This window comes from Deltaproteobacteria bacterium, from assembly GCA_019308905.1.
Lineage (GTDB): Bacteria > Desulfobacterota > BSN033 > WVXP01 > WVXP01 > JAFDHF01.
The window spans coordinates 18834-42122 of sequence record JAFDHF010000034.1 but is presented as its reverse complement, the minus strand read 5'-3'; the positions used below and the strand labels follow the sequence as shown (position 1 = coordinate 42122).

The 23289-nt window shown below is 56.8% G+C and carries 25 protein-coding genes; 16 read left to right on the top strand and 9 right to left on the bottom strand.

Annotation, left to right across the window (positions count from 1 at the left end):
• Positions 1-140 precede the first annotated feature (140 nt).
• From JRJ26_12070 to JRJ26_12035, 8 genes are all read left to right on the top strand, one after another.
• Positions 141-458 carry a redoxin domain-containing protein gene (locus JRJ26_12070; GenBank protein ID MBW2058221.1) on the top strand — a complete coding sequence of 106 codons (318 nt, stop codon included), beginning with the start codon at positions 141-143 and terminating at the stop codon, positions 456-458.
• A 9-nt stretch (positions 459-467) separates the two neighbouring features.
• Positions 468-881: a redoxin domain-containing protein gene (locus JRJ26_12065; protein ID MBW2058220.1), complete on the top strand. Its 414-nt coding sequence runs from the start codon at positions 468-470 to the stop codon at positions 879-881.
• Positions 882-902: 21 nt separating this feature from the next.
• A complete protein-coding gene (locus JRJ26_12060) occupies positions 903-1622 on the top strand; it encodes a DUF169 domain-containing protein (GenBank protein ID MBW2058219.1) in 720 nt (239 codons plus the stop codon).
• Between the two features lie 172 nt (positions 1623-1794).
• Entirely contained in the window at positions 1795-2583 is a 789-nt protein-coding gene (locus tag JRJ26_12055; protein MBW2058218.1) for a hypothetical protein, read from the top strand.
• Between the two features lie 302 nt (positions 2584-2885).
• Positions 2886-3281 carry a hypothetical protein gene (locus JRJ26_12050; protein ID MBW2058217.1) on the top strand — a complete coding sequence of 132 codons (396 nt, stop codon included), beginning with the start codon at positions 2886-2888 and terminating at the stop codon, positions 3279-3281.
• Positions 3282-3794: 513 nt separating this feature from the next.
• On the top strand, positions 3795-4973 hold the full coding sequence (locus JRJ26_12045; GenBank protein MBW2058216.1) for an FprA family A-type flavoprotein: 1179 nt from the start codon (positions 3795-3797) through the stop codon (positions 4971-4973).
• A 120-nt stretch (positions 4974-5093) separates the two neighbouring features.
• Positions 5094-6623, top strand: coding sequence for an amidohydrolase family protein (locus JRJ26_12040; protein ID MBW2058215.1), 1530 nt, complete (start codon positions 5094-5096; stop codon positions 6621-6623).
• Between the two features lie 21 nt (positions 6624-6644).
• The gene (locus JRJ26_12035) at positions 6645-7478 is read left to right on the top strand and encodes a 50S ribosomal protein L11 methyltransferase (GenBank protein MBW2058214.1); all 834 of its coding nucleotides are present in this window, start codon (positions 6645-6647) and stop codon (positions 7476-7478) included.
• Between the two features lie 34 nt (positions 7479-7512).
• Here the strand turns inward: JRJ26_12035 and JRJ26_12030 are convergent, their stop codons facing one another.
• The 5 genes from JRJ26_12030 to JRJ26_12010 all read right to left on the bottom strand — a co-directional run bounded on the left by JRJ26_12030 (position 7513) and on the right by JRJ26_12010 (position 10831).
• Positions 7513-8193 (bottom strand): methylenetetrahydrofolate reductase C-terminal domain-containing protein, encoded by a 681-nt coding sequence (locus JRJ26_12030; GenBank protein ID MBW2058213.1) that lies wholly within the window; start codon positions 8191-8193, stop codon positions 7513-7515.
• 60 nt (positions 8194-8253) lie between these two features.
• Entirely contained in the window at positions 8254-8652 is a 399-nt protein-coding gene (locus tag JRJ26_12025; GenBank protein ID MBW2058212.1) for a cytochrome c3 family protein, read from the bottom strand.
• Positions 8653-8719: 67 nt separating this feature from the next.
• Positions 8720-9124 carry a (Fe-S)-binding protein gene (locus JRJ26_12020; GenBank protein ID MBW2058211.1) on the bottom strand — a complete coding sequence of 135 codons (405 nt, stop codon included), beginning with the start codon at positions 9122-9124 and terminating at the stop codon, positions 8720-8722.
• 34 nt (positions 9125-9158) lie between these two features.
• Complete coding sequence (locus JRJ26_12015; protein MBW2058210.1) at positions 9159-9818, bottom strand: hypothetical protein; 660 nt, start codon at positions 9816-9818, stop codon at positions 9159-9161.
• 89 nt (positions 9819-9907) lie between these two features.
• Positions 9908-10831, bottom strand: a complete 924-nt coding sequence (locus JRJ26_12010; GenBank protein ID MBW2058209.1) for a methylenetetrahydrofolate reductase — start codon at positions 10829-10831, stop codon at positions 9908-9910.
• Positions 10832-11088: 257 nt separating this feature from the next.
• Here JRJ26_12010 and JRJ26_12005 point away from each other — a divergent pair, with 257 nt between their 5' ends.
• Positions 11089-12573 carry a PAS domain S-box protein gene (locus tag JRJ26_12005; protein MBW2058208.1) on the top strand — a complete coding sequence of 495 codons (1485 nt, stop codon included), beginning with the start codon at positions 11089-11091 and terminating at the stop codon, positions 12571-12573.
• Positions 12563-14068: a response regulator gene (locus JRJ26_12000; GenBank protein MBW2058207.1), complete on the top strand. Its 1506-nt coding sequence runs from the start codon at positions 12563-12565 to the stop codon at positions 14066-14068. The genes JRJ26_12005 and JRJ26_12000 overlap by 11 nt, the downstream gene beginning before the upstream one ends.
• A 2-nt stretch (positions 14069-14070) precedes the next feature.
• Here the strand turns inward: JRJ26_12000 and JRJ26_11995 are convergent, their stop codons facing one another.
• From JRJ26_11995 to JRJ26_11980, 4 genes are all read right to left on the bottom strand, one after another.
• Positions 14071-14886 (bottom strand): shikimate dehydrogenase, encoded by an 816-nt coding sequence (locus JRJ26_11995; GenBank protein ID MBW2058206.1) that lies wholly within the window; start codon positions 14884-14886, stop codon positions 14071-14073.
• Between the two features lie 7 nt (positions 14887-14893).
• Positions 14894-16558, bottom strand: coding sequence for a methylenetetrahydrofolate reductase C-terminal domain-containing protein (locus tag JRJ26_11990; GenBank protein MBW2058205.1), 1665 nt, complete (start codon positions 16556-16558; stop codon positions 14894-14896).
• Positions 16559-17235: 677 nt separating this feature from the next.
• Positions 17236-17625, bottom strand: coding sequence for a response regulator (locus JRJ26_11985; GenBank protein MBW2058204.1), 390 nt, complete (start codon positions 17623-17625; stop codon positions 17236-17238).
• A 63-nt stretch (positions 17626-17688) separates the two neighbouring features.
• A complete protein-coding gene (locus JRJ26_11980) occupies positions 17689-18585 on the bottom strand; it encodes a methylenetetrahydrofolate reductase (GenBank protein ID MBW2058203.1) in 897 nt (298 codons plus the stop codon).
• Positions 18586-18971: 386 nt separating this feature from the next.
• Between JRJ26_11980 and JRJ26_11975 the strand changes: the two genes are divergently transcribed.
• The 6 genes from JRJ26_11975 to JRJ26_11950 all read left to right on the top strand — a co-directional run bounded on the left by JRJ26_11975 (position 18972) and on the right by JRJ26_11950 (position 23276).
• Complete coding sequence (locus tag JRJ26_11975; protein MBW2058202.1) at positions 18972-19769, top strand: ABC transporter permease; 798 nt, start codon at positions 18972-18974, stop codon at positions 19767-19769.
• Positions 19770-19774: 5 nt separating this feature from the next.
• Positions 19775-20515, top strand: a complete 741-nt coding sequence (locus JRJ26_11970) for an ABC transporter ATP-binding protein (protein MBW2058201.1) — start codon at positions 19775-19777, stop codon at positions 20513-20515.
• A 42-nt stretch (positions 20516-20557) separates the two neighbouring features.
• Complete coding sequence (gene mlaD, locus JRJ26_11965; protein ID MBW2058200.1) at positions 20558-20998, top strand: outer membrane lipid asymmetry maintenance protein MlaD; 441 nt, start codon at positions 20558-20560, stop codon at positions 20996-20998.
• Positions 20999-21007: 9 nt separating this feature from the next.
• Positions 21008-21610 (top strand): ABC transporter substrate-binding protein, encoded by a 603-nt coding sequence (locus JRJ26_11960; GenBank protein MBW2058199.1) that lies wholly within the window; start codon positions 21008-21010, stop codon positions 21608-21610.
• Between the two features lie 95 nt (positions 21611-21705).
• On the top strand, positions 21706-22521 hold the full coding sequence (locus JRJ26_11955; protein MBW2058198.1) for a VacJ family lipoprotein: 816 nt from the start codon (positions 21706-21708) through the stop codon (positions 22519-22521).
• A gap of 260 nt (positions 22522-22781) precedes the next feature.
• A complete protein-coding gene (locus JRJ26_11950; GenBank protein ID MBW2058197.1) occupies positions 22782-23276 on the top strand; it encodes a PilZ domain-containing protein in 495 nt (164 codons plus the stop codon).
• The last annotated feature ends 13 nt before the right edge of the window (positions 23277-23289 follow it).

The following is a 23289-nucleotide window of genomic DNA, read 5'->3' as shown; positions in this document are numbered from 1 at the left end:
AGATACAATAGGAATCCACATTCTATCGGCTGTCTTTTTCTGTCCTATGGGTATGGCACTCGGCGGCCGATGGGGGTTTGCTTTTGTGCTTGGCGAGGTAAGAGAGCATACCCCAAGAAAAGGAGGTAACAATGAACCGTATGTGGAATGCTTGCCTTCATTCCCGGACCTTCGTGGTGTGGGCAATGGCCTGTACCATGTGGGTTCTCCTGCCGGGTGTGGTGAATGCGCAGGTTCTCGGTGCCTGCGGGACGCCGTCGGAGCAGTCGGCCGCTGCGGGGCCGGCGGAGAGCGCGGAGGCAACGGTATCCTCGCGGATGCCGCTGCCCGGCGAGCACGCCATCAACTTCGAGTTGCCTGCAGTGGTTGGCGACGAGATAAAGATGGTCAAGTTGTCCGATTTCAATGGTAAGTTGCGCGTGGTCTGCTTCTATCCGGCGGACTTTACCTTTGTCTGACCCACGGAGTTGGCTGCGGTCGCAGCCGCGAAAACGGAACTGAAGGCCTTGGGTGTAGAGGTCATCGCGATCAGTACAGACACTCATTTCTCGCATTGGATGTGGAAGAAGACATCGCCCACGGTGAAGAACGTTTGGTACGTGATGGCCTCCGATCCGAGCGGCAGCGTTTCCCGGGCGTATGGGGTGTGGAACAGGTTTTCGGGTTTGAACCGCAGAGCCCGTTTCATAGTCGACCCTGACGGCGTCGTCCAGGCGGTGGAAGTGCTAGCCGACCCGGTCGGGCGGAACGTTGACGAGCTGATTCGCCAGATCAAGGCGATGCAGGCGGTCAGGGCGAACCCGGGAAAAGCGGCACCCGCCGGATGGAAACCCGGCGATCCCCTCATCGAAACGGGCAAGGAGTTCATCGGGAAGTACTAGGCGGCGCTATTGAGGACAAGTATGCCACCTGACCCAACCAGGTTACTGGAAACAGCGGGAATAACGACCCCGCTTGTCGGATTCTATGATGTGCCCGACCCTAAACCTTTTGAGCCCTTTGCCGAACCCACAGACTGTATCTTTTCCTGTTACAAGAATTGGCTACAGGGGGAAAGCATCTGCATTTCCGAGGGCAATTGCACTTGCCGGGGTGGCGCTTACTGGGTTGGCGGCCATGAATTCACGACCCGCAGGAATCTGGCGAGGGTTCTCAATGAGAGGGAGGGCTTCAAGTCCTCACAAGAGCTGATGGAACAATGGCTCGAAAATCAAGAACCTTACCGGATTGAGAATGAATACGTTGTGATAGGGCCTTTGAGGGATGAGCAATACGACTTTCTGAAGACTGTTACCTTCTTTGTCGACCCTGATCAGCTAAGCCTCTTGCTGCTGGGAACCGAATATAACAATGCCTCCGTAAACATCAATCCAACAATCAGCGCTTTCGGATCGGGCTGCGGGCAGTTGGCGGCGTTGTTCGGGAACTTCAGCCCGGACATTCCCAGGGCGGTTATCGGCGCGACCGATATTGCTATGAGAGAACATCTGCCTCCCCACATTCTCGCCTTCACAGTAAACAAGTTGATGTATAGACAACTCTGCGAACTGGACGAGAACAGTTTTCTCTATAAATCATTCTGGAGAAGGCTCAGAAAAACAAGAAGGGGAGACAGCAATTGAAGAGGGGGCCGGATGGCGGAGGCTCTTGAAATTGGCGCCGGGATTGGGGAGTCACGGGAGGACGACCCATACCGAGAACGAGATGGTTGAAGGATACAACGGCCCACGGAACAAGATGTCCGTGCTTGCTTTCTCAGCTACGATGCACCTGACGTCGGGGAGAATTGAAAGAATGGAGATCTCCAGAGGAGGACTTACCATGAGGAAGTGGATGCTGGTTTGTGTGTTGGTTTCGCTCTTTGTCGCCGTGGTGCACGATCAGGGTGTGGCGGGGAAAAAAGAGGCGCATCCAACCCTTATCCAAGAGCGCGTAATTCCCAAATCCCTTGATTCCGAAGCCAGAGCGGAGAGGGCCGCTCAGAATTGGTTGAAATCTCTGAACTACAACCTGACCCTGGATCGAATGAGAAATCTCAAGACGCTTCGACTACAAATGTACGGCTCGATCAACGGGGTGAGTACTCAGGTGCTTATCAGTAATGCTAACATGGTGCACCTGAAGGTATTGAACAATCTGGAAACACTCGCCCTTCCCACGTGGACAAATGATGCAGGCCTGAGCAATGTGGCAGGTCTCGTTAGGCTGACTACGCTGAACATTCCCAATTCCAGGATAACCGATGCCGGGATGGCCTTCTTGAAGAACCTGAGAGAAATGAAGTCTCTGGTGCTGACTGCGGCAAACATAACCGACAGCGGCATAGAATATCTGGCAGGTCTTTCACGGCTGGAGATACTCAACCTCTCCAATACCAGGCTCACTGACGCCGGCATGGTCCATATTGCGGGTCTGACGAATCTCAGGAAGCTGTTCCTCAACAGGACGGGCATTTCTGATAACAGCGTACCCCATATTCTGAAGTTGAGGAACCTGGAGAGACTCGATATCACGGGAACGCGAATAACCCATTCCGGACGCCGGCAGATCCGAAACGGCATTCCCGGCATAGAGCTCCACTGATCAGGGCTCTACCCCAGGCCTGGACGTGCCTCTGTACGGCAGACCCTACGGGCACGAAATCCACGGTATGGTCCGTTGCGCTCCCTGAGCAAAGAATCCGACCGCTTCCAAGAAAGAGGTCTTGACGATACTCAACCACATGGGGATTTTTTGCGTTGCTTTCATTTGCAATGCACCGGTGGTGGTACTTGATCGGAATACATGGGTAATCCCCTGTGAGATTCGTTTTCCTGTCCGTATTCCGATCGTACTCATTGCGGCTGATCAATGAAGCGACCTCGGCATCGAGGGGTCTGAACGGAATGATCCGCATCTACGCTGTCTTTTGGCTCGTATTGTTGGCAGTCGCCGTCGCCAACGGAATCGTTCGCGAGAAGACCTACGGACATTCCATGTCGGATCTGTGCGCACACCAAGTGTCAACCGTACTGGCAATGATCTTGACAGGTGTCGCAGCGGGCGTCTTCGCCCAGTACTTCCCGATACGATCGGGAACCGTGGCTCTAGTGATAGGCGGAATCTGGGCTGTCCTTACAGCCGGGTTCGAATTCACATTCGGCCGCTACGTTGCGGGGCACTCCTGGGAAAAGCTGCTCCTTGATTACAACATACTGGCCGGACGAATGTGGTCGGTATTTCTGTTGTGGATTCTGATACTCCCGTATATCGTGTTTCGCCTGGGCGGCCGTGCAACCTGAGGAGGCGCTGCACCCGGCGGGAGCTTCGAGGGGACGGCGAACAATACCGTGTCGTCTCCGAGGATGTGTCCGTCCGGCTCAATAACTGGAACAGGGTGAAGTCATCTATCCTGGCGAAGGCAACGATAAGCGGCGTTGCCTTCGCTGCAGCAGTTGCACTCCTTGTATTAGGGCTGATCCAGGTCCTCGGTCAAAAGAGAAACTCTCACTGAGAGGCACCCTTGGAGCCTGCTCTTCCCCCTTGGACCGGACCCTTCAAGGCAGGGAGGAATGCGAGAATACCCTTGGGGACCGGGTTGCCGGCTCTTCGAGAGATTAGGTAAGATAAGGATTAGGCCACGCCTCCCATTCGAGACCGTGGCAGCTCCAAGGAGATCGGCCTTCTCGTTGCGGTGGAGGTCGCGAGCGATACTCGATTCCGAACCCCGCGCAGTGCTTAAGATGCGGAACCGGGCAGGAGACAAGGCCTGGCACCGATGGCCGAAAGGCCCGGAATTCATTTGAGGAGAGATCATGAAACCAAGGAAAATCACCGACAACGTTTACTGGATGGGTTCCCTCGACTGGGACAGACGTCTCTTCGACTCGCTCATACCCCTCCCAGACGGAACAAGCTACAATGCATATCTCGTCGAGGGTAGCGAGAAGACCGCCTTGGTCGACACGGTCGACCCCTCAAGGGCGGGTGAGCTGCTCGGGCAGCTTGAGGGCGTTTCGAAGGTCGATTACCTGGTTTCGCTCCATGCGGAACAGGACCACTCAGGCGCCATCCCCCAAGTGCTCGCCAGGTATCCTGACGCCCGGTTGGTTTGCAGCCCCAAGGCAAAAGGGATGCTCATCGACCTCCTGCGCGTACCCGAGGGATCTTTCGTTACCGTCACCGACGGTGAGACGATCTCTCTCGGGGACAAGACCCTCGAGTTCATACATACGCCCTGGGTACACTGGCCCGAGACGATGGTTGCCTACTTGAGGGAAGACAGAATCCTGTTCAGCTGCGATTTTTTCGGATCTCACATCGCCACGAGTCATCTCCACGTTTCCGACGAAGCGCGGGTCTACGAGGCAGCGAAACGTTACTATGCCGAGATAATGATGCCCTTCCGGAGCACGATCACCAAGAATCTCGACAAAATCGCTCCCTACGACATAGCTCTCATAGCGCCCAGTCACGGGCCGATCTATCCCAGCCCTCCCTTTATCCTAAACGCCTATCGTGACTGGGTCGACGGGCCTCCCCGGAACTCGGTGGTCCTGCCCTACATCTCTATGCACGGCAGTACAGGTCAGATGGTCGACTTCCTTATCTCATCGCTTGTAGAAAACGGTGTCAACGTCGAGAAGTTCGATTTGGCCGTAACAGACATAGGTAAACTCGCGATCGCTCTCGTTGACGCCGGTACCATAGTTATCGGTACTCCAACGGTTCTCGCAGGCCCTCATCCCAACGCGGTCTATGGTGCCTTCCTGGCCAACGCACTGCGCCCCAAGGCCAAGTTCATTTCCATCATCGGCTCCTACGGGTGGGGGGGTAGGACCGTGGAGATACTGGCAGGGATGATTCCTAATCTCAAGGCAGAACTGATCGAACCCGTCCTTGTCAAGGGCCTGCCGTCAGAGGCCGATTTTAGGGCTCTCGAGAATCTGGCTGCGACCATCGCGAAGAAGCACAAAGACCAGGGATTGGCATAGCCCGTCCATGTTTCTCCATTCGGTTTCATACCCCTGGTCTTTGCCGGACGACAGGGTCGCCTTCGACATTGCCGGGCGTCCTCGAAGAAACACCGTTAAGATTCAAAGAGGAGATGCTGCATGGCCAGGAAAATCATCTATGGCAAATACTTGGTCGTTGATCCGGAAAAGGTGATTCCTTCCGGAGCACTGCTTGTTGAAAACGACAAGGTCGCCGATGTTGGAACCTTTGCGGAAATTACCAAGAGGCATACGGCCGACGAGATGATCGGCTCTTCCGAACATCTGGTCACACCCGGTTTTGTCAATGCCCACGGCCATGGCAAGGGAATCACGGATTTTCAACGGGGGGCCATTGACAATACCCTGGAGACCTGGAAATTCCGGACATATCCGGAGATCGATCGTTACTACGATACCCTCTGGACCGCCATCAAGCTAATCGAATCCGGAGTGACAACGACCATGCACAACCACGACCTGGTCAACGCAGACGAGTACTATGATGAGTTCTCAACGACGATCAGGGCTTATCTCGAGAGCGGGCTGCGCCTCGCCTTTGCTCCCACCCTCATCACGCAGAACGTCTTTGTCTACGGCGACAATGAAGCCTTCCTAACATCCCTGCCCAGGCCGACACGGCAATTGTGTGGGCGCATTCTCCGGAGGATCGGCCGCTTCGATCTGAGGGAGTATCTCAAGGCGGTAACGGATCTGAGAAATGCCTATGATTCTCAACGGGTCCGGATTATGCACGGCCCCCTCTCGCCTCAATGGGTGGCAGACGAGGCCCTTGTGGAAGTCAAGAATCACGCGGCGGCCCACGCTATGCGGATTCATATCCATACCCTCCAGACCCAGCTTCAGAAGCTTTACGGGCTGAACAGGTACGGTAAGTCCCTTCTGGAGCATCTTCACGACCTGGCCTTCCTGGGAGAAAACGTTACATGCGGTCATTGCGTCTGGCTCTCGGAAAGGGACATAGCCCTCCTTTCCGAGACAGGGACTTCCGTAACCCATCATCCGAGCTGCAACCTGCGTGTCCGCAACGGGATCGCACCGGTCTTCGCTCTGCTGAGAAAAGGGGTTGTCGTCGGGATCGGCATGGACGATAAGGAACTCGGTGACGATAAGGATTTTATCGAGGAGATGCGAGTGGCCTCCAAACTCCATCGCCTGGCATCCCATCGCCTCGATTCAGAACATCTCCTGCCGGTGGATTGTTTCAGGATGGGCACCCGGTACGGTGCCTCCGTGCTCGGCTTTTCGGACATTACCGGTACCCTGGAGAAGGGAAAACAGGCCGACATAGTGCTTTTGGACCTGAAGAGAATGAGCGAGCCCTTTGTTTACCCCGATCATAGTCCGATCGATCTCCTGATCTACCGGGGGCGTGCCGCCGATGTCGATACGGTATTGGTCGGCGGCGAGATCATCCTCAAGAACCGCAGATTGACCAGGCTGGATCGGGAGGAGGTAATCCGCAAGCTCAGGGAATCTCTTCCGAAGCGATATGCTGAGGAGTTCAGGGAGAACAACAAGCCGTTTGCCGACCTGAAAAGAGCCGTTGCCGGCTATTTCGATCCCTGGTATGAGGATATGGAACGTATCGAGAAGGCTCCGTACTACCTGATGAACAACAGGTACTAGACACTTTTTTGCCGAGTATCGATGGTCCCCTACGATAAGCTCTATATCTACGAGGTCGACGGCCCCATAGACCAGGACGAGGCGGCCTTCCCCCCGGATTACATCGGAGCATGGTGGGAGGGGGATCATAGCTTTCTCTTTTTCTCCCGGGCCAGAGACGAGGCTGTCCAGTCGATTCTCATGGCCCGCCCGGCCCTCCACCTGATCGATCGATTCACCCTCGACTATCTCGACTGGCAGGCAGGAGACGAGATCCGGCCCTTTCGGGTGGGCAAGATCCTCTTTGTCCCTCCCTGGGAAGAGGCGTCCCCGGCTCCGGATGAGATCCCCGTACTCCTCGACCCCTCTGTTGTCTTTGGAACCGGCCTCCACCCCACGACCCGGGATTGTCTGGAGGCCATACGGAGGATCTACGAGCAGGCACGGCCCCGCACCGTGATCGACCTCGGGACAGGCACCGGAATCCTGGCCCTGGCCTGTGCGAAGCTGGGAGCCCAGAGGGTTCTCGCCGTCGATCACAATCCCCTGGCCGTGAAAACGGCGAGGAGAAACGTGGCGCTAAACCGGGAAGAGGCAAGGATCCACGTGACGAGGGGGAAGGCCGAAGACTTCGTCCGCCGGGAGGGAGACCTGATATGCTGCAATCTCCCCCACGGGGTTCTCGACCGCCTGCTCGACACGGGGGATTTCTTCCACAAGGAATGGAGCGTTCTTTCGGGGTTTTTTGTGAGTCAAGGAGATGGAATACTCCGGAGGCTCGGAAAGGAGGGAGTAGATTGGGAGATCATTTCAGGGCACGGTCCATGGCGGACCGTTCTCGGCCGCAGAAGCGCCCCCGCAAGATCGGGGCACTGATTGCTCCCGGCGGATCTCCTGCACTGCTGATACCTTACTGCTCTTTTATGTACCTCTTCTTGTAAGCCTCCTGAATCAGGCTCCTCTGGGTCTGATTCTCCCAGTCCCTTGCAGGTTTGATCTTGAGGATGTTCTCCAGCCTCCCCTGCTTCTTGAGACGCTGGTAGATCTCGTACCAGGCGCAGGGGACGTCGTTGTTGACCTCGCACTTGCCGTCAAGTGTCGTCCCGCCGCAGGGCCCGTTGAAGAGCCCCTTGGCACACCTGGTTACCGGACAGATGCCGCCTGTCTCACCGAGCACACACTCCCCGCAGGTCCGGCAGTTCTCCTCAAACCACCCGATGTTTCGGTCCACGCCCACAAAGACCGTGTTGAGACCGGGAAATACGGGTTTTTCCGGATACCGCTCGGCCACGAACTGGACGCCCGCACCGCATGCAAGGGAAAGGACGGCGTCGTACTGCCCGACCATCTCGTCCAATTCTGTGAAAAAGTCTGCGTTGCACTGCCTTTCGATGGTATAGCCGTCTATTTCAACGGAGAGGCCGTCGGTTTTCAACGCCTCCTTCAGGTCTCTGTTGAGGATCTCGACCTCTTTCTGCCCTCCGGCCAGGCAGACAGATGTACACCCGCCGCAACCCACATCGAGGAGTCGCCTGTAACCCTTGATCATCTCCTTGATCTCTTCAAGAGGCTTTCTCTCTCCAACAATCATCTCTCTCCCTCCGCAACGTACGCTCCGATCCTTTCTCCATATCGACAACCGCTGACCCTATCAACCCCGTCGATGGCACTCCCCGCAGAGCCTGGGCCCTGTCCTGGCCCCCTCCGTGTGGGTCTGTCTGTGGCACCCGATGCACTGGCGGTGAAAGGCCTCCCTCAAACCGACCGAGGCTCTCCGATCATGGCAGTGGGAACACAGGATGTCGGCGTTTCCCTCCTCCAGTTCGCTCTCGTCGAGTACGTTCCTGCCCTTCTCATATCGGTGGTGGCAGTCCGTGCAGGAGAGGTCGGCCATGTGGGCTTCATGGGGGAAGACGACCGGGGGGCGCTGCCTTTTCTTGAAGGCTTTGTCATGATCGAGCACGATCTTCTCCGGTTGTCCCTGGAGGATCGATCCGGTGACGACTACAAAAAGACCGACAAGAAACCATACGAACTGCCTCTTCTTCATATCTCCCTTCCCTTCAAGAGCCGCCTTTTTCGCCGTTGACCGGTCAGCCCCAGGCCTGTTTCCCGGCTCAGAGCCAGCTTTCCCTGTGCTCCGGTTCCTCAAAATCCGGGTACACCCCCTGGGATCGGCAGATGGAACGAGCAAAGGCGATCATGCTTGGGATATCGATGCCGATGGGGCAGTAGCAACGGCGGCAGAGAACGCAGTTTCTCCACACGATCCCCTTTATCTCCTCCAGAAATCCCCTGTCGACTCTCCCCCTCTTCTTGTATAGCCTTCCCAGCGAGAAAATCGCCTTGTAGGACGGCATGTACTGGGGATCACCGTGATGGGCCGTGTAGAGAAAACAGCTCTCTGCACAGATACTGCAGTGGGCACAGTGAGAAAGGAGAAGCTTCATCTTCCCCTTTCTGCGATCGAGCATCGCTTTGATCTTCCCGGTTTCTACGGATGCCTTTGTTTGCTCAGCCATTCACTCGCCCCCGGTCTACCCAGATTCTCTTCCCCTACCACGTCCTGCTTCCCTGTCCAAAGCTGTACTCACTACCGATAAGAAAACGGTAGAGGAAGAAGAAGAGCATGTGTCCCAACTTGGTGAAGGGTATCACCACCAGCATCAACTCCCCTGTCAGGATATGAGCGATGACCATGGTCTTGTAGTCGAACCACTGGTGGTAGGCAAAGAAACCTGACAGAAAAGGAGCAACCGTGACAAATAGAATTATATAGTCATAAGCCGTCGTGATCGCCCGCACCCGCCGGAGAAGTATCCGTCTAAGAAGAAAGAAGACTCCACACGCAAGAAAGACGATCGTGAGCACCTCTGTCGTGGATTCGGAAAAGCTCCATATCCCTATGCCCCAGGATTCGTAAAAGAGGATGCTGTGGGCCAGAAGAAAAATCGGGGTCACGAAGAGGCAGACATGGAAGACAGAGGTGACAACGGTCATGACCGGGTGGGTCCCTATGATGGTGAACCTGAGAGAGCGAAGCCAGTTTCTCGAGGGCCCGGCCGACTCTCCTCCCCGTCTCTGCATACCTGCAGGGAGAAAAACCCGATCCCTCTTTCTGGTGAGGCTGAAGAATCGAAGGGCCTGAAAGACCAGCCCTCCGAAGAAAACCGCAAAAGCCACCCACACCAGCGGTCCACGAACAAAATCGTACATCGATGCCCCCTTGTTCTCTGATCTCGCTGCCTGCCGCACCTCAGCGGGAAAGAAGCCCCTTCCCCAGGCCCAACCAGACCAGGCCCTTCCTACACCTGGGGCCTGGGCAACACCTTGGCCCGCTCGGCGATCTCCGGTACCCTATGCTCCCACTCAATCGCCATGAGGTGCACACCGGCCACTCCCTTCATATCCTTGAACTGCTCTATCTGTTCGCAGGCGATCTTGATACCCTCTTCTGCGGCCTTCTTCTTCTCCACCCCTTGAAGGCGTTTTATGTATTCGTCGGGCACGTCCAGACCGGGAACGCTTGTTTTCATGTATTTTGCCATACCTACACTCTTGAGCGGGGTGACGCCGGCCAGGATATAGACCTTTTCCGTCAATCCCATGTCGTTTGCCTGGCGAATCCACTCCCTGAACTTGTCCATGTTGTAGATGCACTGGGTCTGAATGAAGTCTGCACCCGCCGCGATTTTCTTGGCCAGACGGTGCACGCGCCACTCGAAGGGCTCACCGAAAGGGTTGGCCGCAGCCCCGATAAATACCTTTGGAGGAACGTCGATCTCGACACCGTTCAGGAACTTGCCCTCGTCCCGCATGGTCTTCACCATGCTGATCAACTGGATGGAGTCGATGTCGAATACGCCCTTCGACTTCGGATGGTCTCCGAACTGCTGGTGGTCGCCGGTGAGACAGAGCATGTTCCTGATGCCAAGGGCGTAGGCCCCGAGAATGTCGGCCTGCATGGCCAGGCGGTTCCTGTCCCGGCAGGTCATCTGGAAATTCGGTTCGAGGCCCTCCTCGAGCACGATCAGCGATGTCGCCCAGCTCGACAACCGGACCACGGCGGTCTGGTTGTCGGTTATGTTCACGGCATCGACCATTCCCTTCAAATGGCCTGCCTTCTTTCTCACGGCTTCAACATTGGCTCCACGGGGCGGTCCGAGTTCACCCGTAAAGGCAAAATGCCCGGCTTCCAATACCTTTTCGAGATGACTCTCTGATTTCATCTGTATTGCCCTTTCCTCATGGAAATTAACGCGCCAGCCCCCTGAACTTGCTATCCCTCTTTCAGGGGGCCTATCGATGGTCGGAGAATCCCAGTTGTTCTTCTGTCTGGGGCGAGTAGGTCAGCAGTAAATTAACTCATTTCAAGGGCTAATTCAAGTATATTTTTTCACAAGCCCCGGCCGATCTTTGTGACCCTTGACAGGATCGGCGGTTTACCGGTAACCTTTCAAAGGTCGCTTTCCCAATGGGAAGAGAAATGCAGGTGGATCGACAGAGAGAATACCTCCTCCGGGCTCTCTACGCTTTCAAACATAACGTCGTGGTCGTCTCGCCCGACTGTGAAATCCTTGCAACCACAAGGGAGGCTGCTCGGGAAGGGGGATCCCGGGTTCTCGGCAAACGCTGCCACCAGGTCTACAACGGTCTCTCCTGTCCCTGTGAGAACTGTCCCGCAATGGAGACCATGAGGACCGGTAAGCCCGTCCTAAGAGAAGGCCAGCACTGTCCCCAGGAGGAGGTTATCTCGTGTCTTTACGCCTACCCCATCTTCTCGGGAAAGACGGTCGAGGCTGTCGCGGTCCTGGATTTCGACCTCCCCATCCTGGGTAAGCTCGAGGAGAGCCTCCACCGGTCCAGCGCCTTCTTGCGGAACCTGATCCTGAGCTCCGTTGACGGTGTCATCGCATCAGACAAGACCGGGAGAATCCTCATCTTCAACGACGCCGCCTCAGAGATCCTGGGCTACACCATAGAGGAGGCCCTCCACCGCCTCAACATCCGGGATATCTATCCCGGCGACGGCGCACGAGACGTAATGCAGAAGCTTCGCAGCGAAGATTATGGGGGCAGGGGAAAGCTCAAATCCTATCAGGTCGATCTTCTGAGAAAAGACGGCGAGGCGATCCCAATCAGCCTCAACGCGGCCATCGTGTGCGAAGGGGACCGGGAGGTAGCCACCATCGGGTTCTTTCACGATCTCCGCGAGACCCTGAGAATGAAAGAGGCGCTGGAAAAGACCCAACTCCAGCTGCTCCAGTCCGAGAAGATGGCCTCACTCGGAAAACTCGCCGCCGGTGTAGCTCACCAGCTCAACAACCCCCTGGGAGGGATCACCCTCTTTGCCAAACTCGCCCTCGAGGAGTACCAACTTGAAGACGGGGCCCGGCAGGACCTCGAGCGCATCCTCAAGGACGCCCAGAGGTGCCGCGACACGGTCAAGGAACTCCTCGAGTTCGCCCGGCAGACCCGCCAGGAGATGCGTCCCCACGACATAAACCGCGCCATCTCGAGGACCCTCTTTCTCCTGGAGAACCAGGCCATCTTTCAGAACATAGAGATAGAGAAGCAACTGAGTCCCTCCCTCCCCCCTGTCCAGGGGGACATCCAACAGCTCAACCACATGTTCATGAACATCATTCTCAATGCCGTCGAGGCGATGGAGGGAAAGGGGACCCTTACACTGAAAACCCGTCTCTCCCCTGACGGCGAAGGGGTGATCATCGAGATCACGGACACGGGGCCGGGCATACCCGAGGAGATCCTGCCGCAGATTTTCGAGCCCTTTTTTACCACCAAAGAAGAGGGAAAGGGCACGGGCCTGGGGCTCAGCCTGGTGTACGGCATCGTGGAGAACCACGGCGGCCGCATCACGGCAAGGAGTCGACCGGGCGAAGGTACCACCTTCGTAATCGAACTCCCCCTTACCCGGCCCGATAGCGGAGACAGTGGAGATGGAGAGTAACCCCGGCGCCCCGCGAGTCCTGGTTGTGGATGATGAAGAGGGCATCAGAGAGGGCTCTCAGAGAATCCTCAGCCGGATGAACTGCCAGGTTCTCACCGCTGCCCAGGGAGAAGAGGCGCTTGCGGTTCTCGAGAAGGAGAGGGCCTCCATCGTCCTCCTCGACATGAAGATGCCGGGCATGGATGGGATGGAGGTGCTCAGGCGGATCCGGGAGATGGATGACACGATTCTGGTCATCGTGATTACCGGGTATGCCACGGTGGAGACGGCAATCGAGGCGATGAAACAGGGGGCCTACGACTTCATCCCCAAACCCTTCGAGCCCGACCAGTTGCGGATCGTGGTGAACAGGGCGCTGGAAAAGTTCCGTCTCACCAGGGAAGCAGAGAAACTCGAAGAGGAGCGGAGGAGAACCCTCTCTGATCTGGACACGGAGAAGAGCCGCCTCCATACGATTCTCCAATCCCTTCCGGACGGGGTGGTGGTGACAAACGCCAGGGGGCAGGTAGTTCTCATGAACCCGGCCTTCCGACAACTCCTCGACCTCTCCCCTGACCGGGGGCCTGGGGATCAGATAGACAGGTATGTCACCGACCCCGGGCTCTGCAATCTCGTCATGGAGATCTCCCAGGGAAAACATGTGGATTTTGACGATATCCCCACCTACGAGCTCGCCCTGCCCAACGAGAAGTACCTGCTCGCAAGGGGCCATCCTGTTCTGGGTGAAAGGAAGGAATGCCTGGGGGCCGTGGTCAACGTCGTGGACATTACAGAGATGAAGGCCCTGGATCGACTCAAGTCAGAGTTCGTGGCCAAGGTCTCCCACGAGCTCAGATCTCCTCTTTCAACGATCCACGAACAGCTGGCCCTCGTCCTTACGGACGTAGTGGGGCAGACCTCCAAAAACGACCAGTACATTCTGTCCCGGGCCAAAGAAAAGACCCAGGGACTGATTGCCCTCATCGGGGATCTCCTCGATCTGTCCCGAATCGAGGCGGGGATCGTGGCTCAGGAGCCCAAGCAGGTCCAGCTCGAGGAGATCCTCGAAGGGGTCATCGATTTTCTGCTTGCCAGGGCAAAGAGCCGGAATCAATCCCTGCTCCTCGAACTACCGGACAAACCCCTCCCCCAGATCACCGCTGATCCCCTGGCACTGGAAAGCATCTTCGGAAATCTCATAACCAATGCCATCAACTATACCCAGGAGGGGGGAGCAATCAGGGTAAGGGCCGAGCTTGCCGGAATCAACATCCGCGTGGAAGTCATAGATAACGGGTTTGGAATAGAACCGAGGCATCTCGACAAGATCTTCGACCGATTCTACCGGGTGAAAAACGAGAAGACGAGGCACATAACCGGTACGGGACTCGGGCTGCCCATCGTCAAGGGTCTCGTGGATTCCCTGGGCGGGTTCATCGAGGTGGAGAGCACCCCGGAAGAGGGTAGTACCTTCACGGTCGTCCTCCCCGTGAAAGCCACCCAAGAGCCCGGCTGATCTCATGCCTCGCCCATGGCTCTGAGAAACTCCTCCGGCTCAACCTGGATTCCTGTCCAGAGGGCGAAGCTCCGCTTTGCCTGAAAGGCGAGGGCGTGCCGGCCGTCCATGAAGGGTATGTTCCTGGAAAGGGCCAGCTCCTGCCAGAGATTTCGGGGGCGGCCGTAGTTGAGATCGAGGACCAGCTCGCATCCAGGAATGTCCAGTCCCGCGACAAGGGCAGCCAATTCGGCCGACTCGTCCGGACTGGATACGGGGGTGGCGTTGACCACTATGTGGGCGGCTACGGGTCCATCGAGCAGGGCGGCCATCGGCTTTGACTCGCCCCCGATGCGGTTGACGATCTCTGCGGCTTTCTCCTCTCTCCTGGCCGCTATGAGAATCGATTCAGCCCGAAGCCAGTTGAGTATGAAAACCACCGCCTTGGCTGCACCCCCGGCCCCAAAAACCAGGGCAGACTTGCCGGCCACATCAAAACCGGCGTGATCGAGGGCATCCATGAAACCGATGGCATTGGTATTGTAACCCTTGAGTATTCCGCCGTTACGGACAACCGTGTTGACCGCTCCGATGAGTGTCGCTCCTTCCGAAAGCGCATCGAGATGGGGAATGACCTTCTCCTTGTATGGAACGGTGACATTTGCACCCGAGATATTGAGGGCTCTCAGGCTCCTCACGGCCTGGCCTAACTGATCCGGGTCGACCTTGAATGGCACGTACACCCCTTTGATTCCGACTCGTTTCAACACGGCCGAAAAGATGACGGGCGATTTGGATCGAAAAGCCCGCTCATCGCCCAGGATGCAAAAGACCTTCATATGAACTCTAGCTTCCGGACCGGGCTTTCTTCTCCCCCGGTTTCCGGACTACCTCACCACGTTCCCCGGCGGGCGTCTCTTCGGAGGGCGGTTTGATGCCGAGCCTCCTGGCTGTATGGTCCCGGCCCAGATAGAAATTGAGCCACGAGGAGGTCTGCCACAGCTCCCAGTTGCAGGGGGGTACGATGTAATCCGCCAGGGCCGTCTCCTCGCCGTAGGCCTTAAGCCTCTCATATGCCTGGACCCAGACACACTTCTTCTGGTTGGGATATACCTCACACCATCCCTCGTAGCTCCCTCCGCAGGCCCCGTTCCTCTGGTTCTTCGGGCATTGGGACATGGGACAGACAAAAGCCACATCGAAAAGGGCACAGTCGCCGCAATTCATGCAACGGAAAAGGGCTGCTTTGGCCAGGTGCTCAAGGTAATCGACCGTCCCCTTGGCCCATGGCCAGGAGTCGACCCTTCTGGCCATCGGGCGGAGCAACTTGAATCTCCAGCTCTTCTCGTTGAAGAGCAGCCCGTGCGCCATCCTGGCGAATCGATAGATGAGCGGCTTTGAGGGCCTCAGGGGCCTTTGGGCCAAGACATCGGTGTTCAATCCTGTCTCAGGGTTCTTTTCAAAGAGGTAGAAGCCGTCCTGCTGGGGATAATCGAACTCCGCCACCAGGCTCTCCCAATCCTTGGACAGCTCCTCCCCCTTCTCGATGATGTATTCCACCATCTCGTAGGTAATGCCATGTCCTCCGATGTGGGCACCCGCATAACCCATGCCTTTGGCCATGGCATACATCTTTGCGGCTCTGAGCAGCCGGCCGGACTTCCCCTTGTCCTCGGCCTTTCTCTCTTCTGCCAGTTCTGCCACCAGCTTATCGGTCACCACGCAGCCGGGAATCCCGTTGGCATTCATCAGCCTGGCCGCTCCATAGGGCAGGACGTATACGTTTGCGAACACAGGTATGTCGTAGTTGTTGACCCTCAACCACTGGAGTACCTCATGGAATTTTCTGGCGTCATAGCCGACCTGGGTGATCACGAACTTGGCCCCTGCCTCGATCTTCTTCTTGAGTTTGAAGTACTGAGCCATGAGCTCCGACTCGAGTTTCTTGAAAGGAGAGACGCAGACCCCGGCAAACAGATCGGTGGGAGCCAGGGTGACCTTCTTGCCCATGACCTGGTGTTCCAACCCTCGGTTCATCGTCTCGATCAACCGGAGAGCATTGATCGGATCCACATCGAACACGGGTTTGGGTCTCCCCTCAAACCCCTCGGCCGACGGGTAGTCACCCGAAAGGACGAGAATATTTCTCACACCCTCTGCGGCGACCCCGTAAAGCATGCTCTCTATCTCACTCCTGTTCTTGTCCCTGCAGGCGAGGTGAACCAGGGGTTCGACACCGAGCTTCTTGATCTCCGCACACAACATCTCTGTGGAGAGAGCGGGATTCCCTCCCGGGTTGTCCGTTACGCTGACGGCGTGAATCCTGCCGCTCTCGGCGGCCTTGGCCACGTTGTCGATCACCTGCTCCTGTTGGATTTCAAAAGCCCCCCGACCGGGGATCTGCTCCCAAGTTACACAGAAGGTCTCGGGGTCGAGGATCGCCTCCTTGAGAGAGTTGGTCCTCTCGCTCAACCGGGTGCTGATCTTCTCCGGGAGTTGAACGGACTCCATCATCCGCGAAATCGAGGCGGCATCATCCGGTGCGATGGAAAGGTAATCCTCCGCATCCATCTGCATGGCTTCCTGACTCGTCCATCCCCTGTGGGGTTGCCCCGGGAGGCGGACGTCTACCACGAGCAGAGGGATATGTTTGGTTATCCAACCCCCCCGGAGTCTCTTGTGGAGCCGAAAAGAGGTGCCCCGTGGTTCGAGATACCCCAAGACGATCGCGTCCGGCCGTTCGGTTCTCGCCTTGGACAGCCCTTCCTTTTCGTCCGATGCAAAGAGCACTTCGAATCGGCCCTCAAGAGCCTTGCCCACCATTTGCAGAAAATCAGACTCACTACCCACCACAAGGACCCTGGCCCGTCCCTTTATGTTCTCCATTTCGAGTCTCCTGTAGACGATCTCATCTGAGAATCCCTCGCTCCGCAAACTACTCCAGACCAAAGGAGCCAAACCGACTCTCATACCGATCCGCAGCCTGCCCCACTCCTGCCAAGATCGTTCGGGGCGATCGAGTGCTAATCCCTGAGGCATGGGGAGGCGGCAAAGAGGACCCGACCAATCCAGCCTCTCTGCCCTCGGCGACGCCTAAGTCCGGCCACGAACTCCTCCATAGCATCGATCAAAGACCCGCGGCGGAACTCCACTTCGGCTGCTCCTGAAGATTGGATTGGTCCACGACTTCAGAGGTTGAGAAGCCGCTTGACGCTTTCCAGGATCTGCTGAGCGGAGGCCGGCTTGGGAAGATAGTCCTCCGCCTCCATACTCATCCCCTCACGATGGGAATACCGTGTGGACGATACCCGGGACGCTACGGCGGTCAACATTAGGATGGGGATATCGGCATAGCGCTCGTCTGCCTTGAGCTCCGCGCAGACCTGGTAGCCGTCCTTCTCGGGCATCATGACATCGAGGACGATAGCATCCGGAGGATTCGCCTTAACCTTCTCCAGGCCTTCCACCCCATCATAGGCGACCTCCACCTCGAACCCCTCCTTCTCGAGATTGGCCTGGACGATGGAACAGAAATCAGGTTCATCGTCCACCACAAGAATCCTCTTCTTTTCGCTCATATACGACTCCTCCTTTGCTGTATATCCCGAAATTGAAGGACAGAGGACGCCCCCTTCCTTGCCTCACCCATCTTGACCCTCTCCCCACTCGCCCGCTCTCTCCAGGATCTCGGGGAGCCTGTCCTCCCAGCCCATGGCGGACAGAAGGACCCCGCTAAATCCCTTGTCCTTCAGTCCGGATACCATCTCGGCCGCAATCCTGGTACACTCACCGGCCCGGTCCGGGGCCTTCTGTATCCGCTCGATCAGAGCCTCCGGCATGCGGATGTCTTGCCGGTGCCGCTGGATGTAACGGGCCATTCCAACCGATTTGAGGAGGAGCACAGTCGGGATTATGTGGGTGCTCTTGCGGTCGACACGCTTCAGGAAAGGATCCATGGACGGGATATCGAAGACAGGTGGGGTGACGAAGAAGCGCGCCCCCTTTTCGATCTTCTTGCCCAGTTCCTCGAGTTCCAGTTCCAAGGCATCTCCCCTGGCCCCCCCGTTCACGGTCGAGCCGACCAGGAATTCAGGCGATCCGGCAAGATCGCCTCCTGCCATGTCCTGTCCTTGCTGGAGCTTCTGGACCACGTCCAGGAGTTGGAGAAGTTCGAGATCGTAGACCGCTCTGGCCTCATAGTGGTCTCCAAAGCTCGGATCCTCCCCCTTTACCGCCATCACGGCACCGACACCGCAGGCATGTGCCGCCAGCAGATCGGCCTGGAGGGCCAATCGGTTTCGATCCCGGCAGCCCACCTGCATCACCGTCTCCATCCCCTTTCCCTGGAGAATCGCGGCGCCCCCGAGTGCGCTCATGCGGACAACGGCATCGTTCATATCGGGAATCACAAAGGCGTCCACATTTTCCTTCACCCGAGCGGCATTGCTCACCATCGCCGAGACATCTACCCCTTTGGGTGGCTCCATTTCAGCCAGGATTGCGAATTGCCCTCTGTCGAGTTTGCTCTTCAGGCGCATTTGTCAACCTCCAAGTAGAAGCCCGAATCCCCCCTCAGCCTCTCCTTCTCTGTTTCTTAAGCCGCGGTTTTGTACAGTCAATATTATTGATATCCTCTGTTTAGTCAAGGGGAAAATACCTGAAGGCGTTCCCACGTCTTGAAGAAGGCCGTCTTCGGAGCGACATCGCGGAAGGCATCGGCTCTCCGTCGAGCCTGAGCGGGGCAGACCGCGAGAAATGGCATCCCTTTTGCTTCGCACGTGACGAGTACCGGGCCTCCTTTCCCAGGGACATCGGGCAACCGGGGTGCCTGTGAAGAGGGCTTCTTTTTGTGATATAGTGATTATTTGCAGCATCACACGGTGAACCTCAAGACACACTCTTGGGAACCAAGAAGATTCATACCATGGAGAGTCCTATTCTGGTTTTCTTCCGCTCCTCCCTTAGGAGGGTGGGGGCTGTATCCCTCTTCGCCCTCCGGAGAACAGGACGGTTTGGAATCTTTCTCTCCAGGGTGATTTTCTACACCCTGACCCCTCCCCTTAAGTTTTCCCGGGCTCTCACCCAGATCCGCTTTATCGGGTTTCAGTCCATACTGGTGATCCTGCTCACCGGCGCTTTTTCGGGTATGGTTCTGGGACTCCAGGGGTTCTACACCCTGAGAAGGTTCGGATCTGTCGCTCTTTTGGGGCCCATGGTAGCTCTGTCTCTGATCAAGGAGCTGGGACCGGTCCTGTCGGGCCTGATGGTCACAGGAAGGGCAGGATCCGCCGTGACCGCCGAGATCGGGATCATGAGGATCAGTGAACAGATCGACGCCATCGAGCTGATGGGGCTGAATCCTTTCCGGTATCTCGTGGTGCCCAACTTCCTGGCGGCAGTCGTCGCTCTTCCCCTCTTGACGGCGATCTGCGACGCGGTCGGCATCTTCGGGGGCTATCTGGTGGGGGTGAAACTTCTGGGAGTGAGCAGCGGGACCTACTTTGGAGAGATAACCACCTATGTCGACATGAGAGATGTCCTGGAAGGAATTTACAAGTCTCTCAGCTTCGGTGGGCTGATGGCCTGGGTCTGCTGCTATAAGGGGTACTATACCGGATTCGGAGCCAAGGGCGTGAGCCGGGCGACCACTCAGGCGGTGGTCCTCTCATCGGTGCTTATCCTTGTCTGGGATTACTTCATGACTTCGGTCCTTTTCCGATAGGCGAGATGATCAGAGTCGAGGATCTCCACAAGTCTTTCAACGGGCCGGAAGTGCTGAGGGGCGTCTCTCTCCAGGTCGAAAGGGGAGAGGTTCTCGCCCTCATCGGGATGAGCGGCTACGGAAAGAGCGTACTCCTAAAGCACATCGCCGGGCTGATGAAACCCGACAGGGGGCGCGTCCTCGTTGCCGGGCTGGACATGGCCCGCACGACAGGAAAGGAACTGGAGCGGCTGCGGAGCCGATTCGGATTCCTTTTCCAGGGGGGGGCTCTCTTCGATTCCCTGACGGTCTTTGAGAATGTCGCGTTCCCCCTCAGAGAGAGGGGTGCCTCGAGCAGCGAGGAGATCCGCAGGACCGTACTCTCAAAGATCGAGGAAGTCGGCCTTGCCGGATCAGAGCACAAGTATCCTGCAGAGCTCAGCGGAGGAATGGTCAAACGGGCAGCCCTGGCAAGGGCCCTCGTAAAAGACCCTGAGATCATGCTCTTTGACGAGCCCACAACCGGCCTGGATCCGATCATCGCTTGCGCGATTCTAACCCTTATCCGGAAGTGTCACAGGAACCTTGGGTTCACCGGGATAATCGTAACCCACCAGATACCGAGGATATTCGACATAGTGCAAAAGGTGGCCTTGCTGCACGAGGGAACCATACTGGCCGTGGGAACACCTGAAGAGATAGTTTCATCAGAGAACCCAATCGTCAAAGAGTTCATCCATGGAAGTGTGAAGGAACCGATCGGGTAGGTCCGGTAATTCCACTGGATGAGGGGAAGCCAGAGGCCAAGGATGAAGAGATTCGATCTTGAACTGTCAGTCGGGTTGTTTGTGATCTTCGGGATTATCTGTCTGGGTTACCTCTCGGTCAAACTCGCGAGAATGGAAATCATGGGAAGCAAGGGGTACAACCTCTATGCTGTATTCTCCAACAGCGGAGGGCTGAAAGCCGGTTCTCCCGTCGTGATCGCGGGCGTGGAGGTGGGACGGGTCAAGAGTATCGCTCTGGAGAATTACCAGGCCCGGGTCATTCTGAATATTTCCGAGGGAGTCGAGATCCAGGAAGACGCTATCGCCTCCATAAAAACAAAGGGACTGATCGGTGAGAAGTATGTCGAAATCACCCCCGGTGGATCGGCGAAAATCATACCCCCAGGCGGAAGAATCAGGGAGACTCAGCCCTCGGTCGATCTTGAGGAACTCATATCCAACTTCGTTTTCGGAAAGATATAGGAGGACTGCATGAGACCGATCTTCCTGTCCCGGTGGATCGTCTCCTCCCTCCTGGCCATTTCAATGGTGGGCCCGGCCCTGGGGGGAGAGGCTACAGATCAGATCAGAGAGACCACGGACAAGGCCATTGCCGTACTCACCGAACCTTCCCTGCAAGGCCCTTCAAAGGCAGACGAGAGAAAGAAGCTGCTTTCCAAGATAGCAGACGAGCGATTCGACTGGGAAGAAATGGCCCGGCGGGCTCTTGCCAGGCACTGGGCCGGGAGAACAGAAGAGGAGAAGCGCGAGTTCGTCTCTCTCTTCCGCCAGCTCCTCGAAAGGACCTATCTCGATAAAGTCGACAACTATTCGGGAGAGAAAGTCATCTACGAAGGTGAGAGCCTTGACGGGGATTTCGGAGTGGTCAGGGCCAAAGCCGTGACCAACAGAGGCGAAGAGATCCCCGTGGAGTACAGGGTGAGGAAGAAAGGAAAGAACTGGCTCGTCTACGACATATCCATCCAGGGAGTCAGCCTGGTCAACAACTACCGAACCCAGTTCAACAGCATCATCGTCAGTTCCTCTTACAAGAACCTGATAAGGAGACTCAAGGCCAAGCTCGACGAGGATTAGCCCTTCCCCTCGGGCCCCAGTGGATCGAGATCGACCAGGGGTGACCCTGCTCAAGGAGTTGCACGGCGACCTGACACAGAGAACGGACGAATCACATGAACCTGAAGATCAGAATCCCCCCTTGGGCCCTGATGACCCCCGTCGTCTGGCTCGTAGCTCTCTCCGCCTCATGTCACGGCAGCCAGTTGTTTGCGCCCCCCGGGCCCCAGGGCTCCATTTCCATCTGGCGGACCGATGCGGCCCTCCAGGCCACCAACGACCACACGCGATCCGGACCTAGCCATCGGAATGGAGGTACGGCCTCGATCGCAGATCCCCTGGAACGGGTCAACCGGATATCCTTCTACATTAACGACAGGCTCTACTTCCTGGTTGTCAAACCGGTGGCCACCGGCTATGCCATCGTTGTCCCTCACTCTGCACGGGTGGGCATACGGAACTTCTTCTCCAATCTGGTCAGTCCCGTGCGTGTAGCCAGCTGCCTGCTCCAGTTCAAGTTCAAAGGAGCTGGAACCGAGACCATCCGCTTCCTGGTGAACACCACTCTGGGCGTGGCAGGATTCGTCGACACCGCAAAGAGGGAGTTCGGAATCGAAAGGAGAGACGAGGATTTCGGCCAGACTCTCGGTTTCTACGGGATAGGGCCGGTCTTCTACATAAACTGGCCTCTCTGGGGTCCCTCCAGCCTGCGGGACACGGTCGGTATCGTTGTCGACTTCTTTCTCAACCCCTGGAACTATTTTCTCAGATTTCCCGTTCTCGTCAACATCGCCCTGGGCGCCTACGACCGGCTCAACAGCAGCTCCCTCGTTCTCGGAGAATACGAGGCATTCAAGAGAGCCGCCCTCGATCCCTATGTGGCCATGAGAAACGCCTACTTCCAGTACCGCCAGAACAAGATCCGCCGCTAGAGAGACCCCACTGCCAAAAATTGTCAGTCCTGTTACGTATCTGAAATTCCAGTTTCAGTCATGTCATGGGAAGGACAAAGGAATCCCCCAGCCGACACCTAGGGGCGAAATTCCGATAGAACCGACCAGGGGTTCTCCATCAAAGTCTTTTTCGCAGAAATTCGGCATATTTCGCCGTTTCTCTCCGTCATGCTCGATCCCGCTCCTGGTATGAAAGTTGCTTTGGACCATAGAAGATCCAACCACTCGGAGGGAGAGGAATGAGAGCTAGAAAATCGGGGAACCAGTTTACCTGTCTCAACTGTGGCTATATCGTCGACTGGACTGACTTCCAGTGCCCCATCTGCGGTCTGGATCCAAGACAGAAGGAGAGGGCGGGTGAGGTCGCCATGGCCTACCCCGATTCCCATGGAGAGACGGTCGAGCGCCGAAAATATCCCCGCTACCAGGTACAGGGGAAGGTGATTCTCAATCGATTTTTCAGAGGAGAGCTGATCGATCTCTGCCAGAACGGGGCCAGAGTCAAGACTGTGCTTCACGTGTTTCGGGATGAGATCGTCCGCCTCGACTTCACCGTCAAGGGCATTCCCATCCAGGTGCGCGCCAGGGTAGTACATGTCAAGAAGGGAGTCCTCGATGAGAGGTTTACCCTTGGGGTCTGCTTCGAAGCCATTGCCAACGACCAGAGCAGACTGCTCGACCACCACCTTAAGGCCATATCGGAGGAGAAACCGAGTCCTCGGTACCTTGCCTGATTTCTCCGGGCAG